Here is a 25,342-nt window from a genome sequence, read left to right on the forward strand (position 1 = left end):
GCCGCCTCCGGAAGCCATCACCCCGTAAACTTGCCGCTCCGCGGAAAGCCCTTCGGCACCACCCTGCCAGCGGTGGCACGGTCGCCCAGCCATTCGGCCAGTTCGTCCTTGGTCTTGGTAAAGCTGCGGCCGGCGCTGTCGGCCCAAGTCAAGCCGTCGGCGATGGCGAAGCTGCGAATGTCGGAAACGCCGCCATCCTTGTAGCGCTGCAGGCGCACACCCTTGCCGCGGCCCATTTCCGGGATCTGCACCAGGGGGAAGACCAGCATTTTGCGGTTTTCGCCGACGATGGCGACATGATCGCCCTTGACCGGAATGACCAGCTTGGCCTCGTCCGGCATGGCGACGTTCATGATCTGCTTGCCCTTGCGGGTGTTGGCGGCCATATCGCCTTCCAGCACCACGAAACCATTGCCGGCCGCAGACGAGATCAGCAGTTTTCGCGCCGGGTCGTGAACGAAGGCGGTCAGCACGTCCTGATCGTTTTCCATGTCGACGATGATGCGCAGCGGTTCGCCATGGCCGCGCCCGCCCGGCAACTTGTCGCCGCCCAGCGTGTAAGCCTTGCCGCCAGTGGTGACGACAAGGATGCGGTCGGTGGTCGAGGCCGGGAACGACAGCTTCAGCCCATCGCCCTCCTTGAACTGCAGCGTCGAGACATCCGAGATGTGCCCCTTCAGCGCGCGGATCCAGCCCTTTTCAGAGATGACGACGGTGATCGGTTCCTTCTCGATCATCGCCTGCTGGATGGCTTCCAGATCGGCTTCCGGGGCATTCGAGAACAGCGTGCGGCGGCGGCCGATTTCGGTGGCCTTGGCGAATTTCTTCTTCACCTCGCCAATTTCCCAGGCAACCGTCTGCCACTGCTTTTCGTCCGACGCCAGCAGCGCCTCGATTTCCGCCTTCTCCTTCGACAGGGAATCGAATTCGGTGCGGATCTCGAACTCTTCCAGCTTGCGCAGCGAACGTAGGCGCATGTTAAGGATCGATTCGGCCTGCAGATCGGTGAGCGTGAAGCGCTCCATCAGGGCGGGCTTGGGCTCATCCTCCTCGCGGATGATACGGATCACCTCGTCGAGATTGAGATAGGCAACCAGATAACCGCCAAGGATTTCCAGGCGGCGGTCGATGGCGGCCAGCCGGAAGCGCGAGCGGCGCTGCAAAACTTCACGGCGATGATCCAGCCATTCGAGCAGAACCTCGTTCAGCGCCATGACCTTCGGAACGCGGCCCATGGAGAGCACGTTCATATTGAGTGGAATACGATTTTCCAATTCCGACAGCTTGAACAGCGATTCCATCAGGATCGTCGGATCGACCGAGCGGCTCTTCGGCACCAGAACGAGGCGCACGTCCTCGGCCGATTCGTCGCGCACGTCTTCGAGCAGCGGCAGTTTTCGGGCAAGCAGCAGTTCGGCGATCTTTTCGATCAGCCGCGACTTCTGCACCTGGAAAGGAATTTCGGTGACGACGATCTGATAGCCGCCACGGCCGGTATCCTCGACCTCCCATTTGGCGCGAACGCGAAAACCGCCGCGGCCAGTCTTGTAAGCCTCGATGATGCTTTCGCGGCTGTCGATGATGATGCCGCCGGTCGGAAGATCCGGGCCTTCGATGCCGCCGCGCTCCGGGTTGTTCGGATCGAGCATCAGCTCCTCGATCGTCGCAGCCGGGTTCTTGATCAGGTGCAGCGCCGCATCGCAGAGTTCGTGGGCGTTGTGCGGCGGGATCGAGGTCGCCATGCCGACGGCGATGCCGGAAGCGCCGTTTGCCAGAAGGTTCGGGAAAGCGCCGGGCATCACGACCGGTTCCTGATCTTCCTCGTTATAGGTCGGCCGGAAATCCACCGCGTCCTGGTCGATGCCTTCGAGCAGAAGGCTCGCCACATCGGTCATGCGGGCTTCGGTGTATCGATAGGCAGCCGCGCTATCGCCATCGATGTTGCCGAAGTTGCCCTGGCCATCGACGATCGGATAACGCTGCGAGAAATCCTGTGCCAGCCGCACCAGCGCATCGTAGACCGACTGGTCGCCATGCGGGTGGAATTTACCGATGACATCGCCGACGATACGGGCGCATTTCTTGAACGAGGAGTTGGAGCGCAGCCCCATTTCGCTCATCGCATGAACGATGCGGCGGTGCACCGGTTTCAGGCCGTCGCGCACGTCCGGCAGCGCCCGGTGCATGATGGTCGACAACGCATAGGCAAGATAGCGCTCTTCCAGCGCTGCCTTGAGGTCAACCGGCTGAATATGATCGTCTCCGCCCGACGGCGGCAAAAGGCTCTGTCCCATGGTTTCTTGCTACCGCAACAAACCCTGAACGGCAAGGATTGCAGGGGATTGCGCTGTGGAGAACCCTGCACGGCAACACCATGTGTAACATCAACATACGGGACCGCGAACGCCTCCAATGACATCAGGACGGCGGCCTGCGCGACAATCGCCGACTCAGGCTTTCAAAACGTTTCTGCAATCAGGCTTAATTTTGAGTGTTTTTGCAAAATCGAGGGGCCTTCTGCGCCTCCCACCCATCCGGAAAGTGCGTCTTTCTACGGAAATCGGGGCTCCCTCGAACTATTTTCATCCCAAAAATAGACAACGGCATGAAACATGACGTAGCGAAGCAATTCGAATATATTTCGGCCTTAATCCGTATTAGAAATGCCTTCGAAATTAGACCTTTACAACAAGGAACCACTCTATGATGCCTACCCGCAACCTCCGTCTGATGCTTGCCAGCGCCGCGTTTATTGGCCTTTCCGGTCCGGCCTTCGCGCTCGACGGCGCGGACCTCGTCACCAAGCTGAACGCAGCCTATGCGCTCAACGGTGCGACTGTCGCTTATGAGAACGTTGCTGTGGACGGCACGACCGTGACGCTGACCGGCGTCAGCGTCAAATCGACGGCCGCCCCCGGCAAGGATTTCAAGATCGGCGAGGTGACACTCGAGGGTGTCGAGGAAACCGAAGGTGGCGGCTATTATGCCGAAACCGTCACGCTGCCGGATGTCGACGTCAAGGAAGACGAAACCGCGATCTCCGCCAAGGACATCACCATCGGTGGCCTCAGCATTCCCGGCAATCCCACCGGCGGCACGATCAACGATATCGTTCTCTACGAAACCGCAGGCACCGGTCCGGTGACGGTCACCGCCAAGGGCAAGCAGGTATTTTCGATGGAAGAATCGGAAGCCAACCTGACGAAGCAGGAAAGCGATGCCGGTTTCGATTTCGACGCCACGATGTCCGGCATCAAGGCTGACCTGTCCGACGTCGAGGATGCCAAGTCCAAGGACGCGATCGAAAAGCTTGGCTTGAAGACCCTTGCCGGCGAGATGACGATCAAGGGCAGCTGGGAAGTGGCTACAGGCAATGTCTCGCTTGAGGAATATGCCTTCGACTTCGCCAATGTCGGCCGCCTCGCGATCGCCTTTGATGTTTCCGGCTATACCCTGGACTTCATGAAGTCCGTTCAGGAAGCCATGAAGGCCGTGGAAACCAACCCGAACAAGGAAGAAGCGAACCAGGCTATGGGCCTGTCGATGATGGGCCTCATCCAGCAGCTGACATTCAACAGCGCGTCGATCCGCTTCGATGACGCAACGATCACCAAGCGCGTGCTCGACTACATCGGTTCGCAGCAGGGCGTGTCCGGCGATCAGCTGGCGCAGTCGCTGAAGGGCATGGTGCCATTGATGATGGCGCAGCTCAACGTTCCGGAGCTGCAGAACCAGGTCTCGAGCGCCGTCAACGCTTATCTGGATGCGCCGAAGAGCCTGACGATTGCGGCCGAACCGGCCAATCCGGTTCCATTCCCGATGATCATAGGTGCCGCCATGGGCGCTCCGAACACGGTCCCGAGCGTGCTTGGCGTCAAGGTCACCGCGAACGATTGATGATCGACGTTTAGACAACAAAGAGCCCCGGCCATCTCAAGGGATGGCCGGGGCTCTTTTGTATGAATCGCACTATTCCGGAATATGGATAAGCGAGAGCAAGGCCACGGATCTGGCCAAGCTTACGTTGCGCATGCTCTCCCCTGACTTCCGCTTCCAAAACAGCAGAGCGGCAAGTGGAAAGCGCACTCAGCCGCTTCGCATATTTGCGCGCCTCGCGGAGGCAATCACCAGACCTGCGTCTTACAGCGCGTCTTACGACGCCGCCTCTCCCTCCCCGCCCCATAAAGCGAGCCGCTTATCTGCGCACGCCCTTCACGGCGTCCAGCAAACGCCGGCGCATGCCGTCGGCCAACGCCCAGAAAATTACGGTTCTGCCCTGGCTGCTTGACATGTTATATTTTTATAACATAATTTCTTTGGCGGCAGGATCGGCTGGGAGAACATGCCTTCCGAGCGAATGATCACGCCGCAGTGCAACAAACCCAATGTCCAGGAAAGGTGGCTCTCCATGTCAGTCAAAATCCAAGGTGGCTTGAACATCGCCATGAAAGTTCCCTCGCACCAATATGATGCGGTCATCGCCTTCTATCGCGATGTCGTCGGGCTGGAACCTTTCGAGGAAAAGGCGCCGGCAGTCGGCTTTCTTCTCGGACCGAACCGGCTGTGGATCGATGAAGCGCCGAATTTCACCCAGGCGGAGGTCTGGCTTGAACTGTTTGCGCAAGATCATCGCGGTGCGCTGGCCCGGCTTGAGGACGGCGGCGCCATTCGCTGCGATCAGATCGAGGATCTCGGCGAGGAATTCCAGGGCGGCTGGATCATGAATCCCGCCAATGTCGTTCACATGGTTCGCCAACCCGACGCCTGGTAAGAAGCGCAACAAAAAACCCCGGCGTTTCCGCCGGGGTTTGATAATGACAGATGCTTTCGCTCAGTCCTTCTTGAGCGGCGGGATGACGCGCAGCGACAGTTCCGCAAGCTGCTTCGGCATGGCCGGGGCCGGTGCGTTCATCAGCAGGTCCTGCGCTTGCTGGTTCATCGGGAACAGCGTGATCTCGCGCAGGTTCTTGGCGCCGAGCAGCAGCATGACCACACGGTCGATACCGAAGGCGCAGCCGCCATGCGGAGGCGCACCATACTGGAACGCACGGTACATACCGCCGAAACGCTCTTCAACGTCCGTCTGGCTCAAGCCCACCAGCTCGAATGCCTTGACCATCAATTCCGGCGACTGGTTACGGATCGAGCCCGAGGCGATTTCGAAGCCGTTGCAGACTGCGTCATACTGATAGGCCTTGATCGTCAGCGGGTCCTGCGTCTGCAGGGCCTCCAGACCGCCCTGCGGCATCGAGAACGGGTTGTGGGCGAAGTCGACCTTCTTGTCTTCCTCGCTCCATTCGTAGAACGGGAAGTCGATGATCCAGCACAGTTCGAACCGGTCGCGGTCGACGAGATTCAGGTCCTCGCCGGCCTTGGTGCGGGCTTCGCCTGCGAACTTGTAGAATTTTGCCGGATCGCCGGCGACGAAGAAGCAGGCATCGCCCGCTTCGAGGCCGAGCTGCGTGCGCAGCGCCTCGGTGCGTTCCTCGCCGATGTTCTTGGCAAGCGGACCGGAGCCGGCAGTCGTGCCGTCTTCTTCCTTGCGCCAGAAGATATAGCCGAGGCCCGGCTGGCCGGTCGACTGCGCCCAGGCATTCATGCGGTCGCAGAACGCGCGCGAACCACCGGTCTTGGCCGGGATTGCCCAGACCTCGACCTTCGGATCGCGTTCGATCATGCCGGCGAATACCTTGAAGCCGGAACCGGCGAAATGCTCCGTGACGGCCTGCATCTCGATTGGGTTACGCAGGTCCGGCTTGTCGGAGCCGTATTTGCGGATCGCCTGATCATACGGAATACGCGGCCATTCCTTGGTAACCGGCTTGCCTTCGGCAAACTGCTCGAACACGCCGGTCATGATCGGCGCCATCGTGTCCCAGACATCTTCCTGGGTAACGAAGCTCATTTCCAAGTCGAGCTGGTAGAATTCGCCCGGCAGGCGATCGGCGCGCGGGTCTTCATCGCGGAAGCACGGTGCGATCTGGAAGTAGCGGTCGAAACCGGCCACCATCAGGAGCTGCTTGTACTGCTGCGGCGCCTGCGGCAGCGCGAAGAACGTACCGGGATGAATACGGCTCGGCACCAGGAAGTCGCGGGCGCCTTCCGGCGACGAGGCCGTCAGGATCGGTGTCGAATATTCGGCAAAACCGGCCGAGTTCATGCGCAGGCGCATGTCGGAAATGATCTGCGAACGCTTGACGATGTTCTTGTGCAGCGTTTCGCGACGCAAGTCGAGGAAGCGGTACTTGAGACGGATGTCTTCCGGATAGTCCGGCTCGCCGAACACCGGCAGCGGCAATTCCTTGGCAGCGGAGAGCACTTCGATCTCATGTGCGTAGAGTTCGATCTCGCCGGTCGCCATCTGCTTGTTGACGGTCTCGTCCGAGCGCGCCTTGACGGTGCCGTCGATGCGGATAACCCACTCACCGCGCACCGTCTCGGCCGCCTTGAAGGCCGGTGAGTCGGGATCGACGACGATCTGCGTCATGCCGTAATGATCGCGAAGATCGATAAACAGCAGGCCGCCATGGTCGCGGACACGGTGGACCCAGCCGGAGATGCGGACGGTCTGGCCGACATCGGATTTGCGGAGAGCGGCACAAGTGTGGCTGCGGTAACGATGCATGATAATATCCTGGAACCGAGGGGCCGCGCGGCCACGCCAAAGCGCGCTGCGGCAGCGTCAAAATCGGGCGGAAAAGCGCATGGTGGGGCCGATTTGTCAAGGCCGGGACAACTCAGCTGTCCTATGCAAAGAACTGCTTGCCCCATAAACGGCGTCAGAACGGCAGGTAGTAACCTCGCCGGCAATTGCTCTGCGTTGAGTGTTTCGAAGGAATTTCAGACTACCATCACATTCAAGCGATACGATGCATCGCAAACACGATGCCCGGCAATGCAATGAACGACGAGCGTTGGAAGCAGGATTCATGAGTGCCTCACCGAGCCTTCTCTCTTTGGTCACACAGAAGGAAAGCGGCACGCTTTTCTCCCGCGAGCAACTCACGTTCATCCTGTCCGCCTTACCGGACCCCGCCTTCATCCTGACCCGCAGCGGCCGCTATGCGGCGCTATTCGGTGGATCGGACCACCGGTATTACCACGACGGCAGTTCCCTTGTCGGACAGACGGTGTTTGACGTTCTCAATGAAGACAAGGCCGAATGGTTCGCCGGGGAAATCCGGCATGCACTTGATTCCAGGGTTCTTCACATCGTCGAATACAGCCTGGCGGGCAGCGATGTGAAAGGCTTGCAGGACACCGGACCAAGCCATCCCATCTGGTTTGAAGGACGCATTCAGGCGCTCGATTTTCCGGTCGACGGAGAGGATGCGGTGGTCTGGGTTGCCAGCAACATCACCGAGAAGAACGCCATCGAGACCCGGTTGCGCCTGCAGAGCGAAACCGATGCCCTGACGGGACTTTTCAACCGGCGCAAACTGATGGATGTTCTCGACAGCCGCTTCGAACTGTTCCGGCAGGACCATCATCCCACCGCCGCCTTGATGTTCGACGTCGACAACTTCAAGCATATCAATGACGTCTACGGTCATCCGGCCGGAGACCAGGTCCTCGTGCTAATCGCCAACGCCTGCAAGGAGGTTCTGCGGGGTAGCGATTTTGCGGCAAGGATCGGCGGCGATGAATTTGTCATCCTGATGCCGTCGATGCGGCGTGACCACGGCCATCTGGTCGCCGATCGTCTGCGCCAGCGCATTTCATCCGAACTGACACGGACGCTGAACCTGTCCATCACGATCAGCGGCGGTCTCAGCGAATTTTCCCGCGCGGACAAGACCTGCGACGATCTCCTCAAGCGCGCGGACGACGGCCTCTACCAGTCAAAACGTGCAGGGCGTGACCGGTTGACAGCTGCCTGATGTGAACGCCTCGTTCTGTTTTCCCAAAATTCCGATCCGGCAGGGAAAATCGGTGAATCCATGCTGTCTTCGCCCCAGAGAGGCAGCTACAAGCGTATTCGGTGCTCAAAATGCATCCGAGTCGCCGCCGAAATCCGGATTTTTCTTCGATGTCGCAGCTTCGTCCCCTCATCCCCCTCCTCATCACGGCCGGCATCCTGATCGGCGGCAACGGGCTTCAGGGGACCTATATTTCACTGCGCGCCCTGCAGGAGGGGTTTTCGACCTCGCTGATCGGCCTCGTCGGCACCGGCTATAATATCGGTTTTGCTATCGGCTGCATCTATGTGACGCGCATCCTGCGCTCGATCGGCCATATCCGCACATTTTCAGCCATGGCGGCAATTGCGTCGGCCGCTTCACTGGCCATGGTGCTTTTGATCGATCCGTGGTTCTGGTTCCTGATGCGGCTGATTGCCGGCATCTGTTTTGCCAGCCTCTTTGCCACCGTCGAAAGCTGGCTGAATGCCCGCGTGACCAATTCCAACCGCGCCCGCACATTGTCGATCTACCGCCTGGTCGATCTCGGCTCGGTGACAGCGGCCCAATACCTGATCCCTACCGTCGGGATCGAGGGCTTCCAGCTGTTTGCCATCGTGTCGATGGCGCTCACCCTGTCGCTGGTGCCGATCTCCTTTGCCGACCGCTCCAGCCCCGGTGCGCCGGAAGCGATCAAGTTCGATATCAAGGCGCTCTGGAACATCTCGCCGCTTGCCACGATCGGCTGCATCGTCGTTGGCCTTACCAATTCGACCTTCCGCTCGCTTGGACCGATCTATGCCGAGGGCATCGGCCTGTCGATCACGGCGATTGCCACATTCATGAGCGTCGGCATCATCGGCGGCGTGGTGCTGCAATATCCGCTCGGCCTCTATTCCGACCGGCTGGACCGGCGACTGATCATCCTGTTCGCCACCTTCGGCTCGCTGCTGGCCGGGCTTTTTCTTGCCTTTTATGCCGGTAGCGACGAATGGCTGAACTTCATCGGTATCTTCATCTTCGGCGCCTTCGCCATGCCGCTTTACTCGCTCTGTTCGGCCCATGCCAACGACCATGCCGCGGAGGGGCAGCACGCGCTGGTCTCGGCCGGCATGCTGTTCTTCTGGTCCTGCGGCGCCATCATCGGCCCACTGTTTGCCTCTTTCATGCTGGACATTTTCGGGCCGCAGGCGCTGTTCATCTATACCGCGGCGGTGCTGGCGGCCTTCATGCTCTACACGCTGCAGCGCATGACCGCCCGGCGCGCCGTGCCAACCGGCGAGCGCTCCATGCGGTTTCGCAATCTCTTGCGCACCTCCTCTTTCTTCAACAAGCTGGCGGCAAAGCCCGGCGACAAGAAATAGAACCTGCGGGCTGCGGCAAGATGCGCGCAAATGCCAATTGATGAATGCCTTCATCAAGTTTAAACCGGGACATCTCAATCTCCGGAATCCTGTCCATGCCGATTATCAGCCGCCGTACACTTCTGAAAGGATCGGCTGCGGCCGCTGCCTCATTCGCCGTCGGCGGCGGACTTGCGGCGCGCAACGGCATTGCCGCCCCGGCACCGTTGCTGCTCAAGGCGCAATTCACCGAGGCACAGATTGCCAGCGACGGCATCACGCCGAAAATCATGACCTACGGAACAGGCGAAGCGCCGTCCACCGGCATGCCGCCGGTGATCCGCATGAAGAAGGGCCAGCCCTTCGCCGCCCGGCTGGTGAATGCGCTGGACGAACCGACAACGGTCCACTGGCACGGCCTGCGCATCGTCAACGCCATGGACGGCGTACCGGAGATGACCCAGCCTTACGTCTATCCCGGCGACGGCTTCGACTATGCCTTCACGCCGCCGGATGCCGGCACCTTCTGGTATCATCCGCATTGCAACACGCTGACACAGATGGGCCACGGGCTGACCGGCGTCATCGTCGTCGAGGATCCGGCCGATCCGGTGTTCGATGCCGAGATCGTGCTCAACCTACGCGACTGGCGGCTCGGCACCGGCGGTGCGTTCATCGCACCCTTCAAGCCGCGCGATGCCGCACGCGGCGGCACCTACGGCACCGTGCGTACCGCCAACTGGGAGCAGGCGCCGAGCTACGATGCGCCGGCCGGCGGCCTTGTCCGTATCCGGATCGCAGACACGGACGTAACGCGCATCTATTCGCTTGCCGCAGAAGGTGCGCCAGCCCTGGTCATGGCGCTCGACGGCAATCCGGTCGACGCGCCCTACCCGCTCGATCTCCTCGATTTCGGTCCCGGCCAGCGTGTTGAACTCGTCGTGCGCATGCCGGACGACGAAGGCGCTAAGGTCAGGCTCGGCAATCTCCGTGGCTCCAACCCCTTCACGATTGCCACGCTGCGTGCGACCGGCGCTTCGCTGAAACGCGATATCCGCGACGTAAAACCGTTGCCCTCCAATCCGATTGCCGAAGCCGATCTGTCAACGGCGACCCGCATCCCGCTCGATTTCACCGCAACGGCTGAACATGCACCGGTTCCAAGCATTTGCGGCACCATTGGATATACATTCTGGGCGATCAACAAGGTGCCGTGGCAGGGCGATACGCCGGATCCGGGCGCACCGGTTTCCGAGCTGAAGCTCGGCAAAAGCTATGTGCTGCAGGTTCGCAACCGTACCCCGCATGCACACCCGATCCACCTGCACGGACTGAGCTTCCGAATTCTCAATTCCAACAAGCGTACGATCCTGCCGCCACCGACGGACACGATCCTGCTTCTGCCGGATGAACAGGCTGAACTCGGTCTCGTCGCCGACAATCCCGGCGACTGGCTGCTCCATTGCCATATCATCGAGCACCAGAAGACCGGCATGTCGGGATATTTCCGCGTCGTCTGAGCTTTTTTCGTTGTGGCACCGGGCGCGAAGGGATACATCGGGTGAGTTTTTAACGGCCGCATTTCCGCCACAGTGATTGAAGTTTGATGATCGAGACAACCGCCGAACTTGCCGCCGCCTGCGAAACGCTGGCCAGCGGGGAATACCTGACGATCGATACGGAATTTCTCCGCGAAACGACCTTCTGGCCACAGTTGTGCCTGATCCAGATGGCCGGGCCGGACATTGCCGTCATCGTCGATCCGATGGCCAAGGATATCGATCTTGCGCCATTCTTCGAACTGATGGCCAATACGAATGTCGTCAAGGTGTTCCATGCGGCCCGCCAAGACATCGAAATCATCTACAATCTCGGCAAGTTGATCCCGCACCCGATCTTCGACACGCAGGTTGCCGCGATGGTCTGTGGCTTCGGAGACAGCGTTTCCTACGACCAGCTCGTCAGCCGGATCAAGAACGTCCATATCGACAAATCATCGCGCTTTACCGACTGGAGCCGCCGGCCGCTGACGGAAAAGCAGCTCGACTATGCACTGGCCGACGTCACCCATCTGCGCGATGTCTACCTGCACCTGAAGGCCGAGCTTGAGCGCGAAGGCCGCTCGCTGTGGCTGACAGAGGAAATGGCCATTCTCGAGGCCAAGGAAACCTACGACATCCATCCGGACGATGCCTGGCAGCGCCTGAAGATGCGGTTGAAAAAGCCGATCGAGCTTGCTGTCCTGCAGAAGGTTGCCGCCTGGCGCGAGCGCGAAGCGCGCAACCGCAACGTTCCGCGCGGCCGCATCCTCAAGGACGACGGCCTCTACGAGATCGCCCAGCAGCAGCCAAAGGACGTCGAGGCACTCTCGCGCCTGCGCACCATCCCCAAGGGCTGGGAACGGTCGGCGGCAGGCACCGCAATCCTTGAGGCGGTCAGTGCCGCCCTCGAACTGCCGAAGGCCGAGATGCCGAAGCTGCCGCGCCAGAACCAGGCGCCGGAAGGCGCGCAGGCCGCCGGTGAAATGCTGAAGGTTCTGCTGAAGCTGATCGCCGAAAAGCAAGGTGTTGCCGCCAAGATCATCGCCAACAGCGACGATCTGGAGCGGATCGCCTCGGAAGGCCCGAAGGCCGATGTCGGCGCCCTGAAGGGCTGGCGGCGCGAGCTGTTCGGCGACACCGCGCTGAAGCTGATCAACGGCGAAGTCGCCCTGCGCTTCGTCGATCGCAAGATCGAAGCCGTCGAGCTTTAAGCAATTTTATCAGGGGTGCATCCTTGCCCCCTTGGTGATCTTGTCGGCGATCTTCTTGTCGGCGTGTAGCGCAATGCCGACAACTTTGGCATCGTCCGGTCCGAACTGGGAAAACACCTCACGATTTGCCGCATCATGGCCGGTCGAAAACATTTCCTCGACATAGAGCGAGGTTTTCACTTCGCGCTCCAGCGCCCGGCGATGAATGGTGCTCATGGTCTTTTCGTCGGCGGAGAGCACGATGACCGGCTGAATACTCAGCGGGTTATAGACGTTGCCATCGGCATCGCGGTAAACTTCGCCGATAATGCCGGGCTTTTCGGCAATGATGCCACTGGTCAGGAACGCGGTGACGTTCAGCTTTTGCCAGACGGCCAGGTCCTCGCGCAGCACGATTGCAAATTTGGTATCGAACATGAATGCCAACTCCACTCTTGGGAACAGGACGCTTGAAACGTCCGGGGCCTCCTTAGCCTGCGCCGGCAAGGGCGATCTTGAACGTTCGTGCACATCGGCGATGTCCGACAGCATAAAGGTCGCTCCCGTCTCCGGCGGCATCGAGCGAATCGAGGCGCATTTCCATGGCAACGCCTTCGAACCGCATCGCCACGACACCTATGCGCTCGGCTTAACGCTGCAAGGCGTGCAGGCCTTCCGCTATCGCGGCATGGTCCGCTACAGCCAGCCTGGCAACATCATCGTGCTCCACCCCGACGAACTGCATGATGGCGGGGCCGGAACCGACGAGGGGCTGCGCTACCGGATGATGTACCTGCCGCCGGAAATGCTGGCAGAGGCGCTCGGCGACACGCCGCGCGGCCTGCCCTTCGTGCCCTCACCCGTCATCGCCGACCGCACCTTTGCTGCCCATCTGGCGGGGGTGATGCACGATCTGGATGGTGCCATCGGCGGGCTGCAGCTGGACGAGATGCTGACCGGCATTGCCGACGCCCTGCTGCGGCATTCGGATGGTGGCGGCAAGGCGCGGATGAAACGGGCGGACCAGACTGCCATCCGCCGGGCCTGCGACTTTCTGCAGGCGCATTCCGATCGCCAGGTGAACTCCGATGAGCTCGAGGCCATCACCGGCCTCGACCGGTTCACCCTTGCCCGGCAATTCCGCGCGGCCCTTGGCACCAGCCCGCATCGGTACCTGGTGATGCGTAGGCTCGAGCGGGCACGGGCAATGATCGGCAACGGCAAAAGCCTCGTCGAGATCGCGCTCGATACCGGCTTTGCCGATCAGGCGCATTTCACCCGGCATTTCAAGAAGACCCACGGAATGACACCCGGCCGCTGGGCGAGCCTGTGCGGCCGGACATGAAGCGCCACAAACCGTTACACGAAATTGCTTGACCCGACCTGCTCAAATGGAACAATGCCTGCAAGCCCGGGGGAGCGGAGCTGATTCATGAGAGAAATATCCCCGACAGAGAACTGGTTGCTGATCACGCTTGGCATGGCTTTGAGCGGTGTCATTTACGGCCTGATCGCCTTTCCGGGTGAGCCGATGATCATCGGCGCGGTCTTCGCCGTGTTCATGGGCGTGCCCATGATTGCCTTCGAGCGGCGGATCTTGTTGCGCCCACTGTACCGGCGGATCGAGCGGCTTCCCACAATCGCCTACATCGCCGTGGCGTTGGTGATCTATGAAATACTGATGAGCGCCGGTTATGCTGCAGCAGCTCTGTTGATGTGGGCGCTGAAATTTATCGAGCCGAGATCACTGGCAGACGTCCTTGTCATGCCGTTCCACGTCTTCCTCTATGCGCTGGCCGTCTGCGCGCTGATCGTCTTCATCCTGCGTGTCCGTGACCTGCTCGGGCGCGATGTTTTCACCAGCATGTTGATCAGCCGCTACCGCCGGCCGGTGAAGGAGGAGCGCGTCTTCCTGTTCATCGACCTTGCCGATTCCACATCCTTTGCCGAGAAGCATGGCGACCTGCGGGCGCAGGAGTTTTTGAAGGCCCTATTTGCCACGTTTGCCGAACCGGTCCGGCGTCACCGGGGCGCGATCGATGACTATGTCGGCGATGCCGCGATCGTCACATGGCCGCTGGAACGCGGCGTCAAATTTGCGCGCTGTGTTCGCTGCATCTTCGATATCCTCGATGATATCGAAGCCAATGCAGCCACCTGGCGCAAGAATTTCGGCCAGGTCCCGCGGCTGCGCGCCGCCCTGCACGGCGGCTTTATCATCACCGCCGAAATCGGCGTCGATCATCACAAGATCACCTTCTTCGGCGATACGGTGAATACCACCGCGCGGCTGGAATCCTTGTGCAAGTCGCTGGGCCGGCAGGTGCTGATTTCAACCGAACTCGCCCAGCGGATCCGGCTGCCGGCGACAATTGAAGTCGAGGATCTCGGTGATCACGCCGTCAAGGGCCGTGGTCAAACACTGGGCGTCATGGCCTTGAGACAACAGGAAAAACTTGAAATGGCGCCCGCGTTCGATCTGCGCGTTCCAGCGGAGTAACGGCTCGTTCCTCAGCCGTCACCAAAGCTTCATCCAGCCGTCAATTCGCCGACATCAATGCCCTGCTAAGCGGTACGCCTCGACCAACCGCTCAATGGGGATATGATGAAAAACGCTCTCTTCGCTTCCGTGGCTTTCAACCTTCTGATGACATCGGCCGCTCTTGCCGAAGACACCGTCTTCCCGGCCAAGCTCGCCGCCCACGCCATTCTGCCGGCCAACACGATCATTGCAGCGCCTGCGGATGCGGCCGACTACCTGAAGACATCGGGCAAGTTCACCACTGCAGATCGCAAGCGCACCGAGGCGCTCGGCACCGTTCCCGGCAAGGATGGTGTGCGCCTCACCGGTCTGTCGCTGCCCTTCGACGGCCAGCCGATGCAGGGTTTTTCCGGCATCAAGACCATGCCTGATGGCACCTTCTGGAGCATGTCCGACAACGGTTTCGGCTCGAAGCTGAACTCCTCCGACGCGATGCTGATGCTGCACAACATCAAGATCGACTGGGATGCCGGCAAGGTCGAAGCCGTAAAGACCCTGTTTCTTTCCGATCCCGACAAGAAGGCTCCCTTCCCGATCGTCATGGAAGGCGCCGAAAAGCGTTACCTGACCGGCGCCGATTTCGACGTCGAATCGATCCAGCCGGTCGCCGACGGTTTCTGGGTTGGCGAAGAATTCGGGCCTTACATCCTGAAATTCGACCTCGACGGCAAGCTGACCGACGTCATCGCCACCACCGTTGACGGCAAGGCCGTCATGTCACCCGACAACCCGACGCTCGCCGTTCAGGCCGATCCGTCCAAGCCGATGCCTGCACTCAACGTCAAGCGCTCCGGCGGCTACGAGGGCCTTGCCATGTCGAAGGACGGCAGCAAGCTATACGGCCTGCTCGAAGGTCCGCTCTGGACCGACGCTGAAACCGTGGAACAGGCCGAAGGCCGCCCGGCATTGCGCATCATCGAACTCGATGTCGCGTCGAAGGCCTGGACCGGCCGCAGCTGGCTCTATCCGCTGGCTGAAGGCGGCGAGGCGATCGGCGATTTCAACATGCTCGACGACACAACTGCGCTGGTGATCGAGCGTGACAACGGAGCAGGTACCGTCGACAAGGCCTGCGCCGATCCGAAAGCACCGGCAGCCGATTGCTTTGCCGTCGGTTCCAAGGTCAAGCGCATCTACAAGATCGAGATGACCGACGAAAACGCCGGCAAGGCCGTGCGCAAGATCGGCTATATCGACCTCCTGAAGATCGCCGATCCCGACAACAAGAAGCGTCAGGGCGGCGGCGAAGGTTTTTACGACATGCCGTTCGTCACCATCGAGAACGTCGATCGCGTCGATGACACCCACATCATCGTCGGCAACGACAACAACCTGCCGTTCTCGGCCGGCCGCTTGCTCGACAAGGCCGACGACAACGAGTTCGTGCTGCTCGAAGTGGGTGAACTCCTGAACGCCAAGTAAAATCACCATCTGCGACAGACGAAGGCCCCGCAAAATCAATTGCGGGGCCTTTCGCGCCTCACTCAGATGGGCAAACCTGCCTCAGAGGATAAAATAGCCCTTCGACAACGTCAGCACGTCGTCAAAACGGATGGCGAAATCTGCCGTCTTGTCGCCATTGATATCGCCGTAGACGAAGGTCTCCGAGCCCTGTTTGACATAGCGCAATTCACCCGCCTTGCCGTGAAATTCTTGAGTGCCGATATAGGTGAAGGCGTCGTTCTTGGCAGTATTGCTATTGGCGTCGATCGCCGACAGATCGATCCTGTCGCCGCCTGCGCCGGAAAAATCAAGGATCGTGTCACGGCCAGCGGCCGATAATGTCGAGTCGGAGGCTACACGGAACACAAATGTGTCCTTGCCCGAACCGCCGGTCAGCTTGTCCGCGCCTGCATCGCCATAAATTCTGTCGTTGCCGGCAGCACCATCGAGAACATCATTTCCTCCTGCACCCGCCAGGACATTGATGCCACTATCGCCAGTGAGCTTGTCGGCGAAACGGGATCCGACCAGATTCTCGATGGACGAATAGGTATCGCCTCTTGCTTCACCCGTGTTGACAGAACTCTTCGCGAGATTGGCGGTCACGCCGCTTGCCGCTGCAAAGTAATAGGCCGTGTCCTTGCCCGTTCCACCCACAAGTTTATCGGCACCGGCACCACCCATCAGGTTGTCGTCGCCACCATTCCCGTTCAACGTATCGTTGCCGCGGCCGCCGACGAGACCATCCGAATATTTCGTGCCATTGATCACATCGTTGCCCGACAGAACCAGATCGATGAATGCTGCATCATTACCGGCAAAAATCGTATCGGCCACCTTGGCGGCTGAGAGTTTGAGGCCGGTGACCGTCAATGCATCCTTGCCGCCGACCACGACCTTGATCCCGGTCAGCGTTCCAGCCGTTATGTCGGTAAGCCGTCCGAAACTCGACGTACCTTTGAAGCCCGTACCGATAAAGGAGGTGTAATACGAAGCGTTATCGTAGACTTTGATGTGTGTGGGGGAAATCTGTGAGAAATCATAGTCGAAAAGACCTGCAGTACTCGTCGCCAACATATCGACGCTACCGCCGAAGTCCGCATAACTAAACGTCGCCATCAACTTCCTCCATCACGCTTTCCAAAAACGGAAAACCGCTCCACAGCGGAGAAAATATACAGGCGGCGCTTGCAATTACAACGCGAATATTACTCGAACCGGAATGCAATCCGCTTGCCTGTCAGCTTGGCAAGTTGCTGCAGGCGGCCATCGAGCCGTTCGCCGGCAAATTCCGAGTAGGCGGATGGAACGATGAATTCCAGATCGAGGTCTGGCGAAGCGGATGGCCGGATATCGAGATTGCGCACGACGCCCGGCATGGACGCCGACAGCAGATAGACCACCCTCAGAAGGCCACCGAGAAGCTTGGCGAGTTCCAGCAGACGCGGCGTGGCGATCGCGGCCAACGGCTCGGTTGCGCCGTCGTCGTTCAGGCCCTCGAAACGATAATAATTGGCAAGGGCGACATAGGCGCGGCCTGCATGGGTGATGCCGGAAAAGGTGCTGTGGGCGATGATGTTGATCGCCTGCAGGCCGCGATAATCCGGATGGGCGCGCCAGCTGATATCGGCAAGCAGGCAGGCAGCCTGACGGTAACGCCCCTCTTCCTCAGTCTCAGCGATCCCGAAATGCGGCACCATCTTGCCGCTCCAGTCGGCCAGCTCGCGGGCATGTTCAGGCGAGCGGGCCCGCAGGATGGCAATTTCGCGCGCGGCAGCCAGCAGCGGATCGTGCGCCCGCACGGTGTCGGACAAAAGTGAATAGAGATAACCTTCGCGAACACCAAGCGCCGAAAATGAAATCACCGACGGCCTCATCTGGGCGATGACTTCCTGCAGGGCAACAGCGCCGAACGGCAGAAGCACACGGCGGCTTTTCGAAATATGCGAATAAGCCGGCGACTTCATATCCTTCGGCTCAATCACCTCGGGCAGAAAGGCCATGGCTTCGTCAAAGGAGATTTCATAGCCCTGCATCATGTGCAGCGGATAATTGCGCAGTTCCATATGCAGCTTGGCGATCGCCCGCCAGGTACCGCCAACCGCGTAGAATGTACGGCCGCTGGTGTTCTGCAGAACCTGGGCGCCCTTTACGTAGCGGCGCACGTGGCTGCGGGCCTTGACCACCGATCCCTCTGCATGCTCCGACAGACGGATACCGCCAAGCGGCAGGGTGATGCCCTTGCCGACCTTGGGGCCGAAGACATCGACGAGCTCCAGTGAACCGCCACCGAAGTCGCCGACAACGCCGTCCGGGTCGTGATAGCCACTGATGATGCCGAGGGCGGAGAAATAGGCTTCTTCCTCGCCGGTCAACACACGGACTTTCTGACCAAGGATAATCTCGGCCCTGCGGATGAAATCAGGACCATTCGAGGCATCGCGCGCGGCAGCCGTCGCCAGCACGAAAACCGTGGAGGCGCGCGCCTGCGTCGACAATGCCCTAAACCGATGCAGCGCCTTCAGCGCCCGCTCGACGCTTTCAGCGTCCATCCGGCCGGTCGCATCAATGCCCTTGCCGAGACCGCACATGACTTTTTCGTTGAACAGAATGGCCGGAGACCGGCTCAGCCCCTCATAGATCACCAATCGAATCGAGTTCGACCCAATGTCCACGACGGAGACGGGGGCAATACCAGGCAAACGCCCCTGGGCTTCAGACTCTACCATGCAATTCCAGTTTTATCTTCTGCGGCCGCTATCCCAGCCGGCAATTACCTTCGGCGTGCTGGATTTCAAGGCCTCGCCCCGCCCGGACAGGCTGGGATTGGTCATGAAATAGACCTGCGCATTGAACGGCTCGGAATCCTTGGCGACTTCCATACGCCGGGACGTTCCGTCAGGAAGAATCTCGTAGCTCTGCTGGTTATCGATGAGATTCCCCAGCATGATCTGCGACAGCACCTGTTCATGCACAGTCCGGTTGATGAGAGGCACAAGGGTCTCCACCCGCCGGTCCAGATTACGCGGCATCATGTCCGCAGACCCGATATAGACGAGCGCGTGCTCGGAGGGAAGCCCATGGCCGTTGCCGAAACAGAAGATGCGGGAATGCTCCAGGAACCGTCCGACGATCGATTTGACGCGGATCTTGTCGGATAGTCCGGGAACCTGCGGCCGCAAGCAGCAGATGCCGCGCACCACCAGATCGATCTCGACACCGGCACGGCTGGCGCGGTAGAGCGCATCGATGATTTCCGGATCGACCAGCGAATTCATCTTCATCCAGATCGACGCCGGGCGGCCAGCCTCAGCATGAACGATTTCCTCGTCGATATGCTGCAGGATGCGCGGACGCAGCGTATGCGGCGAAATCGCCAGTTTCATGCCCGCCTCCGGCTCGCCGTAACCGGTGATGAAATTGAAGATATTGGCCATGTCATGGGCAATCTTCGGATTGCAGGTGAAGAACGACAGGTCGGTGTAGATCTTCGCAGTGACCGGGTGATAGTTTCCGGTGCCGAGATGGCAGTAGGTTCGAAGCTTGCCCTCTTCGCGGCGCACCACCATCGACATCTTGGCATGCGTCTTCAGCTCGATGAAGCCGAACACGACCTGCACGCCGGCGCGTTCCAGATCGCGCGCCCAGCGGATATTGGCCTCTTCGTCAAAGCGCGCCTTCAACTCGACCAGTGCCGTTACGGACTTGCCGGCCTCGGCCGCATCGATCAGCGCCCGCACGATCGGGCTGTCGTTGGAGGTGCGGTACAGTGTCTGCTTTATCGCCAGAACGTCAGGATCGCGCGCAGCCTGAAGCAGAAACTGGACCACCACGTCGAAGCTTTCGTAGGGGTGGTGGACGACCATGTCCTTTTCGCGGATGGCGGCGAGGCAGTCTCCAGCGTGTTCGCGGACGCGCTCGGGAAATCGCGCATTGTACGGCTCGAAGCGCAAATCCTCGCGCGGCGCCTTTGTGATCTCTGAAAGCGTATTGAGGGCCAGAAGGCCCGGCAGCACGGCAACGCGATTTTCCGGCACGCCAAGTTCGCCGACAACGAACTGACGCAACCCGGCCGGCATTTCGGAATCGATCTCGATGCGGATGACCGAACCGCGGCGGCGGCGCTTCAGTGCCGTCTCATAGAAACGCACGAGATCTTCGGCCTCCTCCTCGACCTCGATATCGCTGTCTCGAATGATGCGGAACGTACCGGAGCCCTTCACCTCGTATCCCGGGAACAACCGTTCGATGAACAGGCTGACGGCATCTTCCAGCGTGATGTAGCGGATCACCGACTTTACGTCGGGCAAGCGAATGAAACGATCCAGCGCGACAGGCAGGCGCAACAGCGCCGTCATCGGTTCGCGGCCGCGTGTGCTCACCAGTTGCAGGCCCATCGTGAAGCCGAGGTTGGGAATGAACGGAAACGGATGGGCGGGATCGATCGACAGCGGCGTCAGGACCGGGAAGATCGACTGCTCGAACTCCATGGCAAGCCATCCGCGATCCTGTACCGACAGCGAGATCGGCCGGACGATCAATATGTCTTCCTTGGCCAGATATTGCTGCAGCACGGCCAGCGATGCCTGCTGTTCCATCTGGAGATTGTCGATCTCCTTGAGAATATCCTGCAACTGCTCGGCCGGCGTCTTGCCATCCGGGCTGCGTACGGCCACGCCCTGGCGGACCTGCCCTTCGAGACCGGCAACGCGCACCATGAAGAACTCATCGAGGTTTGCAGCCGAGATCGACAGGAAACGGACGCGTTCCAGCAGCGGATGGGCGGTATTGAGGGTTTCCTCGAGAACGCGGCGATTGAACTGCAGCCAGGAAAATTCGCGGTTTATGAAGCGCTCGGGACTGGTCAGAAGATCGATTTCCTCGGTCACCGGCACGTTTGCAGCCGTTGCAGATGTCGCAGTGTCCATGTCCCAGCCCGCCTTTTTTTGCTTTTCTCGAAGCAGCTAGCTCAGTTTGACGACGGAACTGTGACAGTCAATCGATTTCGCGTGTCTTTCCAAGGGTACTGAGCACTTCCAGAGCCAATGCCCGGTTGATGCGGCTGCCCCGCGCCAGCGCCAGATGATCCAGCCTTTCGACAATCGTCTGGGCGGATGCGAGCGAACGCTCCATGCGCGCAACGATATAGCTGATCAGCCGGTCATCAACAGCAAGCTGCCGGTCGGCCAGAAGCTTCACCAGAACCTGCGCCAGCAGCTCATCGTCCGGCTCGCCGATCTCGACGACGGTTGCCGCCTTCAGGCGCGAGCGCAGATCGGGCAGTTCCACCGGCCACGACATCGGCCAGAGCCGGCTGGTAATCAACAGACTGGTGCCGTTTTCGCGGACGCTGTTGATGACGTGGAACAGGGCGCGGTCATCAAAGCCTTGGCGGTCGGCATCCTCGAACAGAACCGGGCCGCCCGCCGCGAGCTCGGCAGCGTTGCTGCCAGCGGTTGGATGGATAGAAACCGCTTCGCTGTTTTCCCGCCAGATCGCCGCAAGATGCGATTTGCCCGACCCGACGGGGCCAGCCAGGATCACCACCGGCGATGGCCAGCGCGGCCAGCTGTCGATGATTGTCACCGCCGCCTTCAGGCGCTCGGATACGAGAAGATCGTCACGACCCGTCTGCGGTTCGTGCTCGAAAACGAGCGGCAATTGTTCGAACTTGCGGACCATACGCGTTACTCTGGAAGCTTGTGACTTTTGTGTTCGGGCTCGATCGTCAGAATATGACGGTGACCGTGGTAGAGCGTGCTGTCGAGATAACGGCCAATGCCAAAACGGACGAGCACACCGATGGCGGCAGCACAAGGGACCGCGACCAGCAACCCGACAAAGCCGAACAACGCCCCGAAGGCCAGCAGCGCGAACATCAGCCAGACCGGATGCAGGCCGACACTCTTACCGACCAGCCGCGGCTGTAGAATGTTGCCTTCCATGAACTGCCCGGCAAAAAAGATCGCTGCAATAATGACGATATGCAGGTAATCCGGCCAGAATTGGACAAGAGCCACACCAATGGCAAGCACAAGGCCAACCATCGACCCGACATAGGGAATAAAGCTGATCATGCCGGCAAACAGGCCGATCAACAGGCCGAAGTTAAGGCCGGCGAAGGATAGCGCGATACCGTAGAACAGGCCGAGAATGATGCAGAGCGATCCCTGCCCGCGCACGAAACCGGCGATCGTCGCATTCATGTCACGGGCGATCTGGCGCACGGTCGCGACGTGGTCACGCGGGATCCAGCTATCGACCCGCTCCACCATCCGGTCCCAGTCGAGCAGCAGATAAAAAGCGACGACGGGCGTGACGACGAATAGCGAGATGATGTCGAGCAGCGCCATGCCGGAGTTCCAGAGTTGCTGGAACAGTGTTCCCAGGAAACCTGCCCCCTGCTCGAGCAGCTTGGCGGAATTCTGCTTGATCGTATCCATCTGGCTGGAAATCCAGTCCGGCAGCCAAGCCGCGTCGGGACTGGTCAGGAAAGCCTGCAGCATCGAAATATAGCCCGGCATCTTCTGGATGAAGTCTGATGCCTGGGTGAACACGATCGGGATGATCACCACCAGCGACAAGGCGAAAACGACGATGAAGCCGATCAGGATGACGATCGTTGCCATCAGGCGGCTGAGGCCAATTCTCTCCAGCCGGTCGGCGACGGGATCAAGGAAATAGGCGAGCGCCATGCCGGCGATGAACGGCAGGAGAATGGTGGAGAACACCATGAGGAAAGCAATGAAGGCCGCAAGGAAAAGCAGCCAGAAGATGATCTGGCGCTGCAGCCCGCTGCCGCTCAATTTGTTGACCATACCGCTGTTCCGATGCCTTGCCGCCCGCGCCTCGCTGCGCCGCTTCTAGGGTTTGAGATAGGATGTGCCACCGACGATGGTCAAGCCTGCGGCGTAAAAGCCCGGCAATGGCGGGCAAAACATCAAAAAAGCGGGAGTAAACCGGGCAATATGCTTGCACTTGCGCCACCACCATGCCAATCGCAATCCAAATATGACGAGCCGGCGGAGATCAAGCCATGAGCGAGCCAGGAAAGAACGGTCTGACCTACAGCGATGCGGGTGTGGATATCGACGCCGGAAACCTTTTGGTGGAAAAGATCAAGCCGCATGTTCGCTCGACGCGGCGCCCCGGCGCCGACGGCGAGATCGGCGGGTTTGGCGGCCTGTTCGACCTGAAGGCCGCGGGCTTCAAGGATCCGGTCCTCGTTGCCGCCAATGACGGCGTCGGCACCAAGCTGAAGATCGCCATCGACGCCAACAAGCATGACACGGTCGGCATCGATCTCGTCGCCATGTGCGTCAACGACCTCGTCGTCCAGGGTGCGGAGCCCCTCTTCTTCCTCGACTATTTCGCCACCGGAAAGCTTGATCCCGACCAGGGTGCTGCCATCGTCGGCGGCATTGCGGCCGGTTGCCGAGAGGCAGGCTGCGCGCTGATCGGCGGCGAAACCGCCGAAATGCCGGGCATGTATGCTGGCGGTGACTACGATCTCGCAGGCTTTGCGGTCGGCGCTGCCGAGCGCGGCCAGTTGCTGCCGGCCGGTGATATCGCCGAAGGTGATGTCATTCTCGGCCTCGCCTCCTCCGGCGTTCATTCCAACGGCTACTCGCTGGTACGCAAGATCGTTTCGCTCTCGGGCCTTGCCTGGGACGCGCCAGCGCCGTTCGGCGAAGGTACGCTGGCTGATGTTCTCATGACGCCGACGCGCATCTACGTGAAGCCGCTGTTGAAGGCGATCCGTGAGACCGGCAAGCTGAAGGCACTCGCCCACATCACCGGCGGCGGTTTTCCGGAAAATATTCCGCGGGTGCTGCCGAAGCATCTCGCTGCCGAGATCGACCTTTCCGCCATCCAGGCCCCCTCCGTCTTCTCCTGGCTTGCAAAGACCGGCGGCGTTGCCGCCAATGAAATGCTACGCACCTTCAACTGCGGCGTCGGCATGATCGTCGTTGTGGCCGCTGAAGATGCCGATCAGGTCACGTCGGTGCTGAAGGCCGAAGGCGAGACCGTCTTTGCGCTCGGCCGCATGGTCGCCCGCGACGAAGGCGCCGCCGGCACGATCTACAAGGGCACGCTTACTCTATGAACGACACGGTGAAAGCGGCCCGCAAGCGAGCCGTGGTGTTCATTTCCGGCGGCGGCTCCAATATGCTGGCGCTGGTCAAGGCTGCCTCCGCACCGGATTACCCCGTCGAAATCGTTGCCGTCATTTCCGACAAGGCGGATGCGGGCGGGCTCGCCAAGGCCGCCGCTCTTGGTATTGCGACCTTCTCGTTTGTCCGGAAGGACTATGAAAGCAAGGACGCGCACGAAGCAGCGATCCTGTCGGCGCTGAAAACGCTTTCGCCCGACATCATTTGCCTGGCCGGCTACATGCGGCTGCTCACCGCCACTTTCATCAATGCCTATGAGGGCCGGATCATCAACATCCACCCGTCCCTGCTGCCACTCTTCCCCGGCCTGCACACGCATCAGCGGGCCATCGACGCCGGGATGACCGAGGCAGGCTGCACCGTGCATTTCGTCACCGAAGGCATGGACGAAGGGCCGGTAATCCTGCAGGCCAAGGTCCCGGTATTGCCGGGCGATACTGCCGACAGCCTCGCCGCCCGAGTGCTCGTCGAAGAGCACATGTCCTATCCGGCAGCGCTACGGCTGGTTGGCGAAGGCAAGGTGCGGATGGATGGTGATAAGGCGGCATCAGCGGCGGGCTGAGTTATCTCCGCCCGCGGCTTTATCCTGGCCCTCATGCACTGCTTGGATCTGCCGACTTCAATTTCCCTCTGTTCAGCATCGCCCACTGCAGCAGCATGATCGTCTTGCCGTCGCAGATCTCGCCACTGCCGATCATCGCCATGGCATCGGCAAGCGGGATTTCCAGGACCTCGATATCTTCGTCCTCATGCGCGGCACCCCCACCGTCTTCGGCGCGCACCGTTGCGTCGATGATGGCGACGAAGAAATGGACGGTTTCGGTGACCGCACCGGGCGACATGAACGCATGAAAGAGCGGCTGCACATCCGTCACCAGATAGCCGGTCTCCTCCATCACCTCGCGCTTGATCGCCTCGGCCGGATGGTCGCCGTCGAGCAGCCCCGCCGGTGTTTCCAGCAACCAGCCGGAATGAGCGTTGAGATATGCTGGGATGCGGAACTGCCGCACTAGAACGACGCTGTCACGCTTGGGATCGTAAAGCAGGATGGTGGCGCCGTTGCCACGGTCATAGACCTCCCGTTCCAGCTTTTTGGTGGTGCCGTTGGAGCCAGTATAGTTGAAGGTCACTTTGCGCAGGTGGTACCAGTTTTTCGATAGCGTCTCGTCCTTGAGGACGTCGACCTTCGCATTCTTAAATTTCGTCATTAC

Annotated in this window: 20 protein-coding genes; 11 read left to right on the forward strand and 9 right to left on the reverse strand. The window is 60.2% G+C overall.

Annotation, left to right across the window (positions count from 1 at the left end; translation table 11 throughout):
- Positions 1–17: 17 nt before the first annotated feature.
- Positions 18–2,294 carry a DNA topoisomerase IV subunit A gene (gene parC, locus ACSQ3J_RS00855; protein WP_060502196.1) on the reverse strand — a complete coding sequence of 759 codons (2,277 nt, stop codon included), beginning with the start codon at positions 2,292–2,294 and terminating at the stop codon, positions 18–20.
- Between the two features lie 409 nt (positions 2,295–2,703).
- Here parC and ACSQ3J_RS00860 point away from each other — a divergent pair, with 409 nt between their 5' ends.
- Both ACSQ3J_RS00860 and ACSQ3J_RS00865 read left to right on the forward strand, forming a co-directional pair.
- Positions 2,704–3,897: a hypothetical protein gene (locus tag ACSQ3J_RS00860; protein ID WP_060502197.1), complete on the forward strand. Its 1,194-nt coding sequence runs from the start codon at positions 2,704–2,706 to the stop codon at positions 3,895–3,897.
- A gap of 511 nt (positions 3,898–4,408) precedes the next feature.
- On the forward strand, positions 4,409–4,771 hold the full coding sequence (locus tag ACSQ3J_RS00865; RefSeq protein WP_060502239.1) for a hypothetical protein: 363 nt from the start codon (positions 4,409–4,411) through the stop codon (positions 4,769–4,771).
- 60 nt (positions 4,772–4,831) lie between these two features.
- Here ACSQ3J_RS00865 and aspS read toward each other — a convergent pair whose 3' ends face one another.
- Complete coding sequence (gene aspS / locus ACSQ3J_RS00870) at positions 4,832–6,625, reverse strand: aspartate--tRNA ligase (RefSeq protein WP_060502198.1); 1,794 nt, start codon at positions 6,623–6,625, stop codon at positions 4,832–4,834.
- 304 nt (positions 6,626–6,929) lie between these two features.
- Here aspS and ACSQ3J_RS00875 point away from each other — a divergent pair, with 304 nt between their 5' ends.
- From ACSQ3J_RS00875 to rnd, 4 genes are all read left to right on the forward strand, one after another.
- Entirely contained in the window at positions 6,930–7,880 is a 951-nt protein-coding gene (locus ACSQ3J_RS00875) for a GGDEF domain-containing protein (protein ID WP_060502199.1), read from the forward strand.
- Between the two features lie 149 nt (positions 7,881–8,029).
- On the forward strand, positions 8,030–9,262 hold the full coding sequence (locus ACSQ3J_RS00880; protein ID WP_037107441.1) for an MFS transporter: 1,233 nt from the start codon (positions 8,030–8,032) through the stop codon (positions 9,260–9,262).
- Positions 9,263–9,357: 95 nt separating this feature from the next.
- Positions 9,358–10,761, forward strand: coding sequence for a multicopper oxidase family protein (locus tag ACSQ3J_RS00885; protein ID WP_060502200.1), 1,404 nt, complete (start codon positions 9,358–9,360; stop codon positions 10,759–10,761).
- Between the two features lie 86 nt (positions 10,762–10,847).
- Positions 10,848–11,993, forward strand: a complete 1,146-nt coding sequence (gene rnd, locus ACSQ3J_RS00890) for a ribonuclease D (RefSeq protein ID WP_060502201.1) — start codon at positions 10,848–10,850, stop codon at positions 11,991–11,993.
- 9 nt (positions 11,994–12,002) lie between these two features.
- Here rnd and ACSQ3J_RS00895 read toward each other — a convergent pair whose 3' ends face one another.
- Positions 12,003–12,410, reverse strand: a complete 408-nt coding sequence (locus ACSQ3J_RS00895) for a DUF2000 family protein (RefSeq protein ID WP_060502202.1) — start codon at positions 12,408–12,410, stop codon at positions 12,003–12,005.
- Positions 12,411–12,510: 100 nt separating this feature from the next.
- On the opposite strand from ACSQ3J_RS00895, the gene ACSQ3J_RS00900 reads away from it, so the two are divergent.
- From ACSQ3J_RS00900 to ACSQ3J_RS00910, 3 genes are all read left to right on the forward strand, one after another.
- Positions 12,511–13,317, forward strand: a complete 807-nt coding sequence (locus ACSQ3J_RS00900; RefSeq protein WP_060502240.1) for an AraC family transcriptional regulator — start codon at positions 12,511–12,513, stop codon at positions 13,315–13,317.
- A gap of 87 nt (positions 13,318–13,404) precedes the next feature.
- Positions 13,405–14,472: an adenylate/guanylate cyclase domain-containing protein gene (locus tag ACSQ3J_RS00905; RefSeq protein WP_060502203.1), complete on the forward strand. Its 1,068-nt coding sequence runs from the start codon at positions 13,405–13,407 to the stop codon at positions 14,470–14,472.
- 105 nt (positions 14,473–14,577) lie between these two features.
- Entirely contained in the window at positions 14,578–15,936 is a 1,359-nt protein-coding gene (locus tag ACSQ3J_RS00910) for an esterase-like activity of phytase family protein (protein ID WP_060502241.1), read from the forward strand.
- 81 nt (positions 15,937–16,017) lie between these two features.
- Here ACSQ3J_RS00910 and ACSQ3J_RS00915 read toward each other — a convergent pair whose 3' ends face one another.
- From ACSQ3J_RS00915 to ACSQ3J_RS00935, 5 genes are all read right to left on the reverse strand, one after another.
- Positions 16,018–17,076: a calcium-binding protein gene (locus tag ACSQ3J_RS00915; RefSeq protein WP_060502204.1), complete on the reverse strand. Its 1,059-nt coding sequence runs from the start codon at positions 17,074–17,076 to the stop codon at positions 16,018–16,020.
- An 89-nt stretch (positions 17,077–17,165) separates the two neighbouring features.
- The gene (gene ppx / locus ACSQ3J_RS00920) at positions 17,166–18,686 is read right to left on the reverse strand and encodes an exopolyphosphatase (protein ID WP_060502205.1); all 1,521 of its coding nucleotides are present in this window, start codon (positions 18,684–18,686) and stop codon (positions 17,166–17,168) included.
- Between the two features lie 12 nt (positions 18,687–18,698).
- Entirely contained in the window at positions 18,699–20,885 is a 2,187-nt protein-coding gene (locus tag ACSQ3J_RS00925) for an RNA degradosome polyphosphate kinase (RefSeq protein WP_060502206.1), read from the reverse strand.
- A 67-nt stretch (positions 20,886–20,952) separates the two neighbouring features.
- Positions 20,953–21,639 (reverse strand): DnaA regulatory inactivator HdaA, encoded by a 687-nt coding sequence (gene hdaA / locus ACSQ3J_RS00930; RefSeq protein ID WP_060502207.1) that lies wholly within the window; start codon positions 21,637–21,639, stop codon positions 20,953–20,955.
- A gap of 5 nt (positions 21,640–21,644) precedes the next feature.
- Entirely contained in the window at positions 21,645–22,775 is a 1,131-nt protein-coding gene (locus tag ACSQ3J_RS00935) for an AI-2E family transporter (protein ID WP_060502208.1), read from the reverse strand.
- 218 nt (positions 22,776–22,993) lie between these two features.
- On the opposite strand from ACSQ3J_RS00935, the gene purM reads away from it, so the two are divergent.
- Both purM and purN read left to right on the forward strand, forming a co-directional pair.
- Complete coding sequence (purM, locus tag ACSQ3J_RS00940; RefSeq protein ID WP_060502209.1) at positions 22,994–24,064, forward strand: phosphoribosylformylglycinamidine cyclo-ligase; 1,071 nt, start codon at positions 22,994–22,996, stop codon at positions 24,062–24,064.
- A gap of 8 nt (positions 24,065–24,072) precedes the next feature.
- Complete coding sequence (purN, locus tag ACSQ3J_RS00945) at positions 24,073–24,693, forward strand: phosphoribosylglycinamide formyltransferase (RefSeq protein WP_060502242.1); 621 nt, start codon at positions 24,073–24,075, stop codon at positions 24,691–24,693.
- A 31-nt stretch (positions 24,694–24,724) separates the two neighbouring features.
- Here purN and ACSQ3J_RS00950 read toward each other — a convergent pair whose 3' ends face one another.
- The gene (locus ACSQ3J_RS00950) at positions 24,725–25,339 is read right to left on the reverse strand and encodes an NUDIX domain-containing protein (protein WP_060502210.1); all 615 of its coding nucleotides are present in this window, start codon (positions 25,337–25,339) and stop codon (positions 24,725–24,727) included.
- Between the last annotated feature and the right edge of the window lie 3 nt (positions 25,340–25,342).

It is taken from the genome of Rhizobium sp. LjRoot98 (assembly GCF_964252935.1).
Classification (GTDB): domain Bacteria; phylum Pseudomonadota; class Alphaproteobacteria; order Rhizobiales; family Rhizobiaceae; genus Pararhizobium.

Coding starts and splice junctions, on each gene's coding strand:
- ACSQ3J_RS00875 (WP_060502199.1), top strand. CDS start 6,930: ATGAGTGCCTCACCGAGCCTTCTCTCTTTGGTCACACAGAAGGAAAGC.
- purM (WP_060502209.1), top strand. CDS start 22,994: ATGAGCGAGCCAGGAAAGAACGGTCTGACCTACAGCGATGCGGGTGTG.
- aspS (WP_060502198.1), bottom strand. CDS start 6,625: ATGCATCGTTACCGCAGCCACACTTGTGCCGCTCTCCGCAAATCCGAT.
- ACSQ3J_RS00900 (WP_060502240.1), top strand. CDS start 12,511: ATGTCCGACAGCATAAAGGTCGCTCCCGTCTCCGGCGGCATCGAGCGA.
- ACSQ3J_RS00915 (WP_060502204.1), bottom strand. CDS start 17,076: ATGGCGACGTTTAGTTATGCGGACTTCGGCGGTAGCGTCGATATGTTG.
- ACSQ3J_RS00865 (WP_060502239.1), top strand. CDS start 4,409: ATGTCAGTCAAAATCCAAGGTGGCTTGAACATCGCCATGAAAGTTCCC.
- ACSQ3J_RS00935 (WP_060502208.1), bottom strand. CDS start 22,775: ATGGTCAACAAATTGAGCGGCAGCGGGCTGCAGCGCCAGATCATCTTC.
- parC (WP_060502196.1), bottom strand. CDS start 2,294: ATGGGACAGAGCCTTTTGCCGCCGTCGGGCGGAGACGATCATATTCAG.
- ACSQ3J_RS00925 (WP_060502206.1), bottom strand. CDS start 20,885: ATGGACACTGCGACATCTGCAACGGCTGCAAACGTGCCGGTGACCGAG.
- ACSQ3J_RS00880 (WP_037107441.1), top strand. CDS start 8,030: ATGTCGCAGCTTCGTCCCCTCATCCCCCTCCTCATCACGGCCGGCATC.
- rnd (WP_060502201.1), top strand. CDS start 10,848: ATGATCGAGACAACCGCCGAACTTGCCGCCGCCTGCGAAACGCTGGCC.
- ACSQ3J_RS00860 (WP_060502197.1), top strand. CDS start 2,704: ATGATGCCTACCCGCAACCTCCGTCTGATGCTTGCCAGCGCCGCGTTT.
- hdaA (WP_060502207.1), bottom strand. CDS start 21,639: ATGGTCCGCAAGTTCGAACAATTGCCGCTCGTTTTCGAGCACGAACCG.
- ACSQ3J_RS00885 (WP_060502200.1), top strand. CDS start 9,358: ATGCCGATTATCAGCCGCCGTACACTTCTGAAAGGATCGGCTGCGGCC.
- ACSQ3J_RS00950 (WP_060502210.1), bottom strand. CDS start 25,339: ATGACGAAATTTAAGAATGCGAAGGTCGACGTCCTCAAGGACGAGACG.
- ACSQ3J_RS00910 (WP_060502241.1), top strand. CDS start 14,578: ATGAAAAACGCTCTCTTCGCTTCCGTGGCTTTCAACCTTCTGATGACA.
- ppx (WP_060502205.1), bottom strand. CDS start 18,686: ATGGTAGAGTCTGAAGCCCAGGGGCGTTTGCCTGGTATTGCCCCCGTC.
- ACSQ3J_RS00895 (WP_060502202.1), bottom strand. CDS start 12,410: ATGTTCGATACCAAATTTGCAATCGTGCTGCGCGAGGACCTGGCCGTC.
- ACSQ3J_RS00905 (WP_060502203.1), top strand. CDS start 13,405: ATGAGAGAAATATCCCCGACAGAGAACTGGTTGCTGATCACGCTTGGC.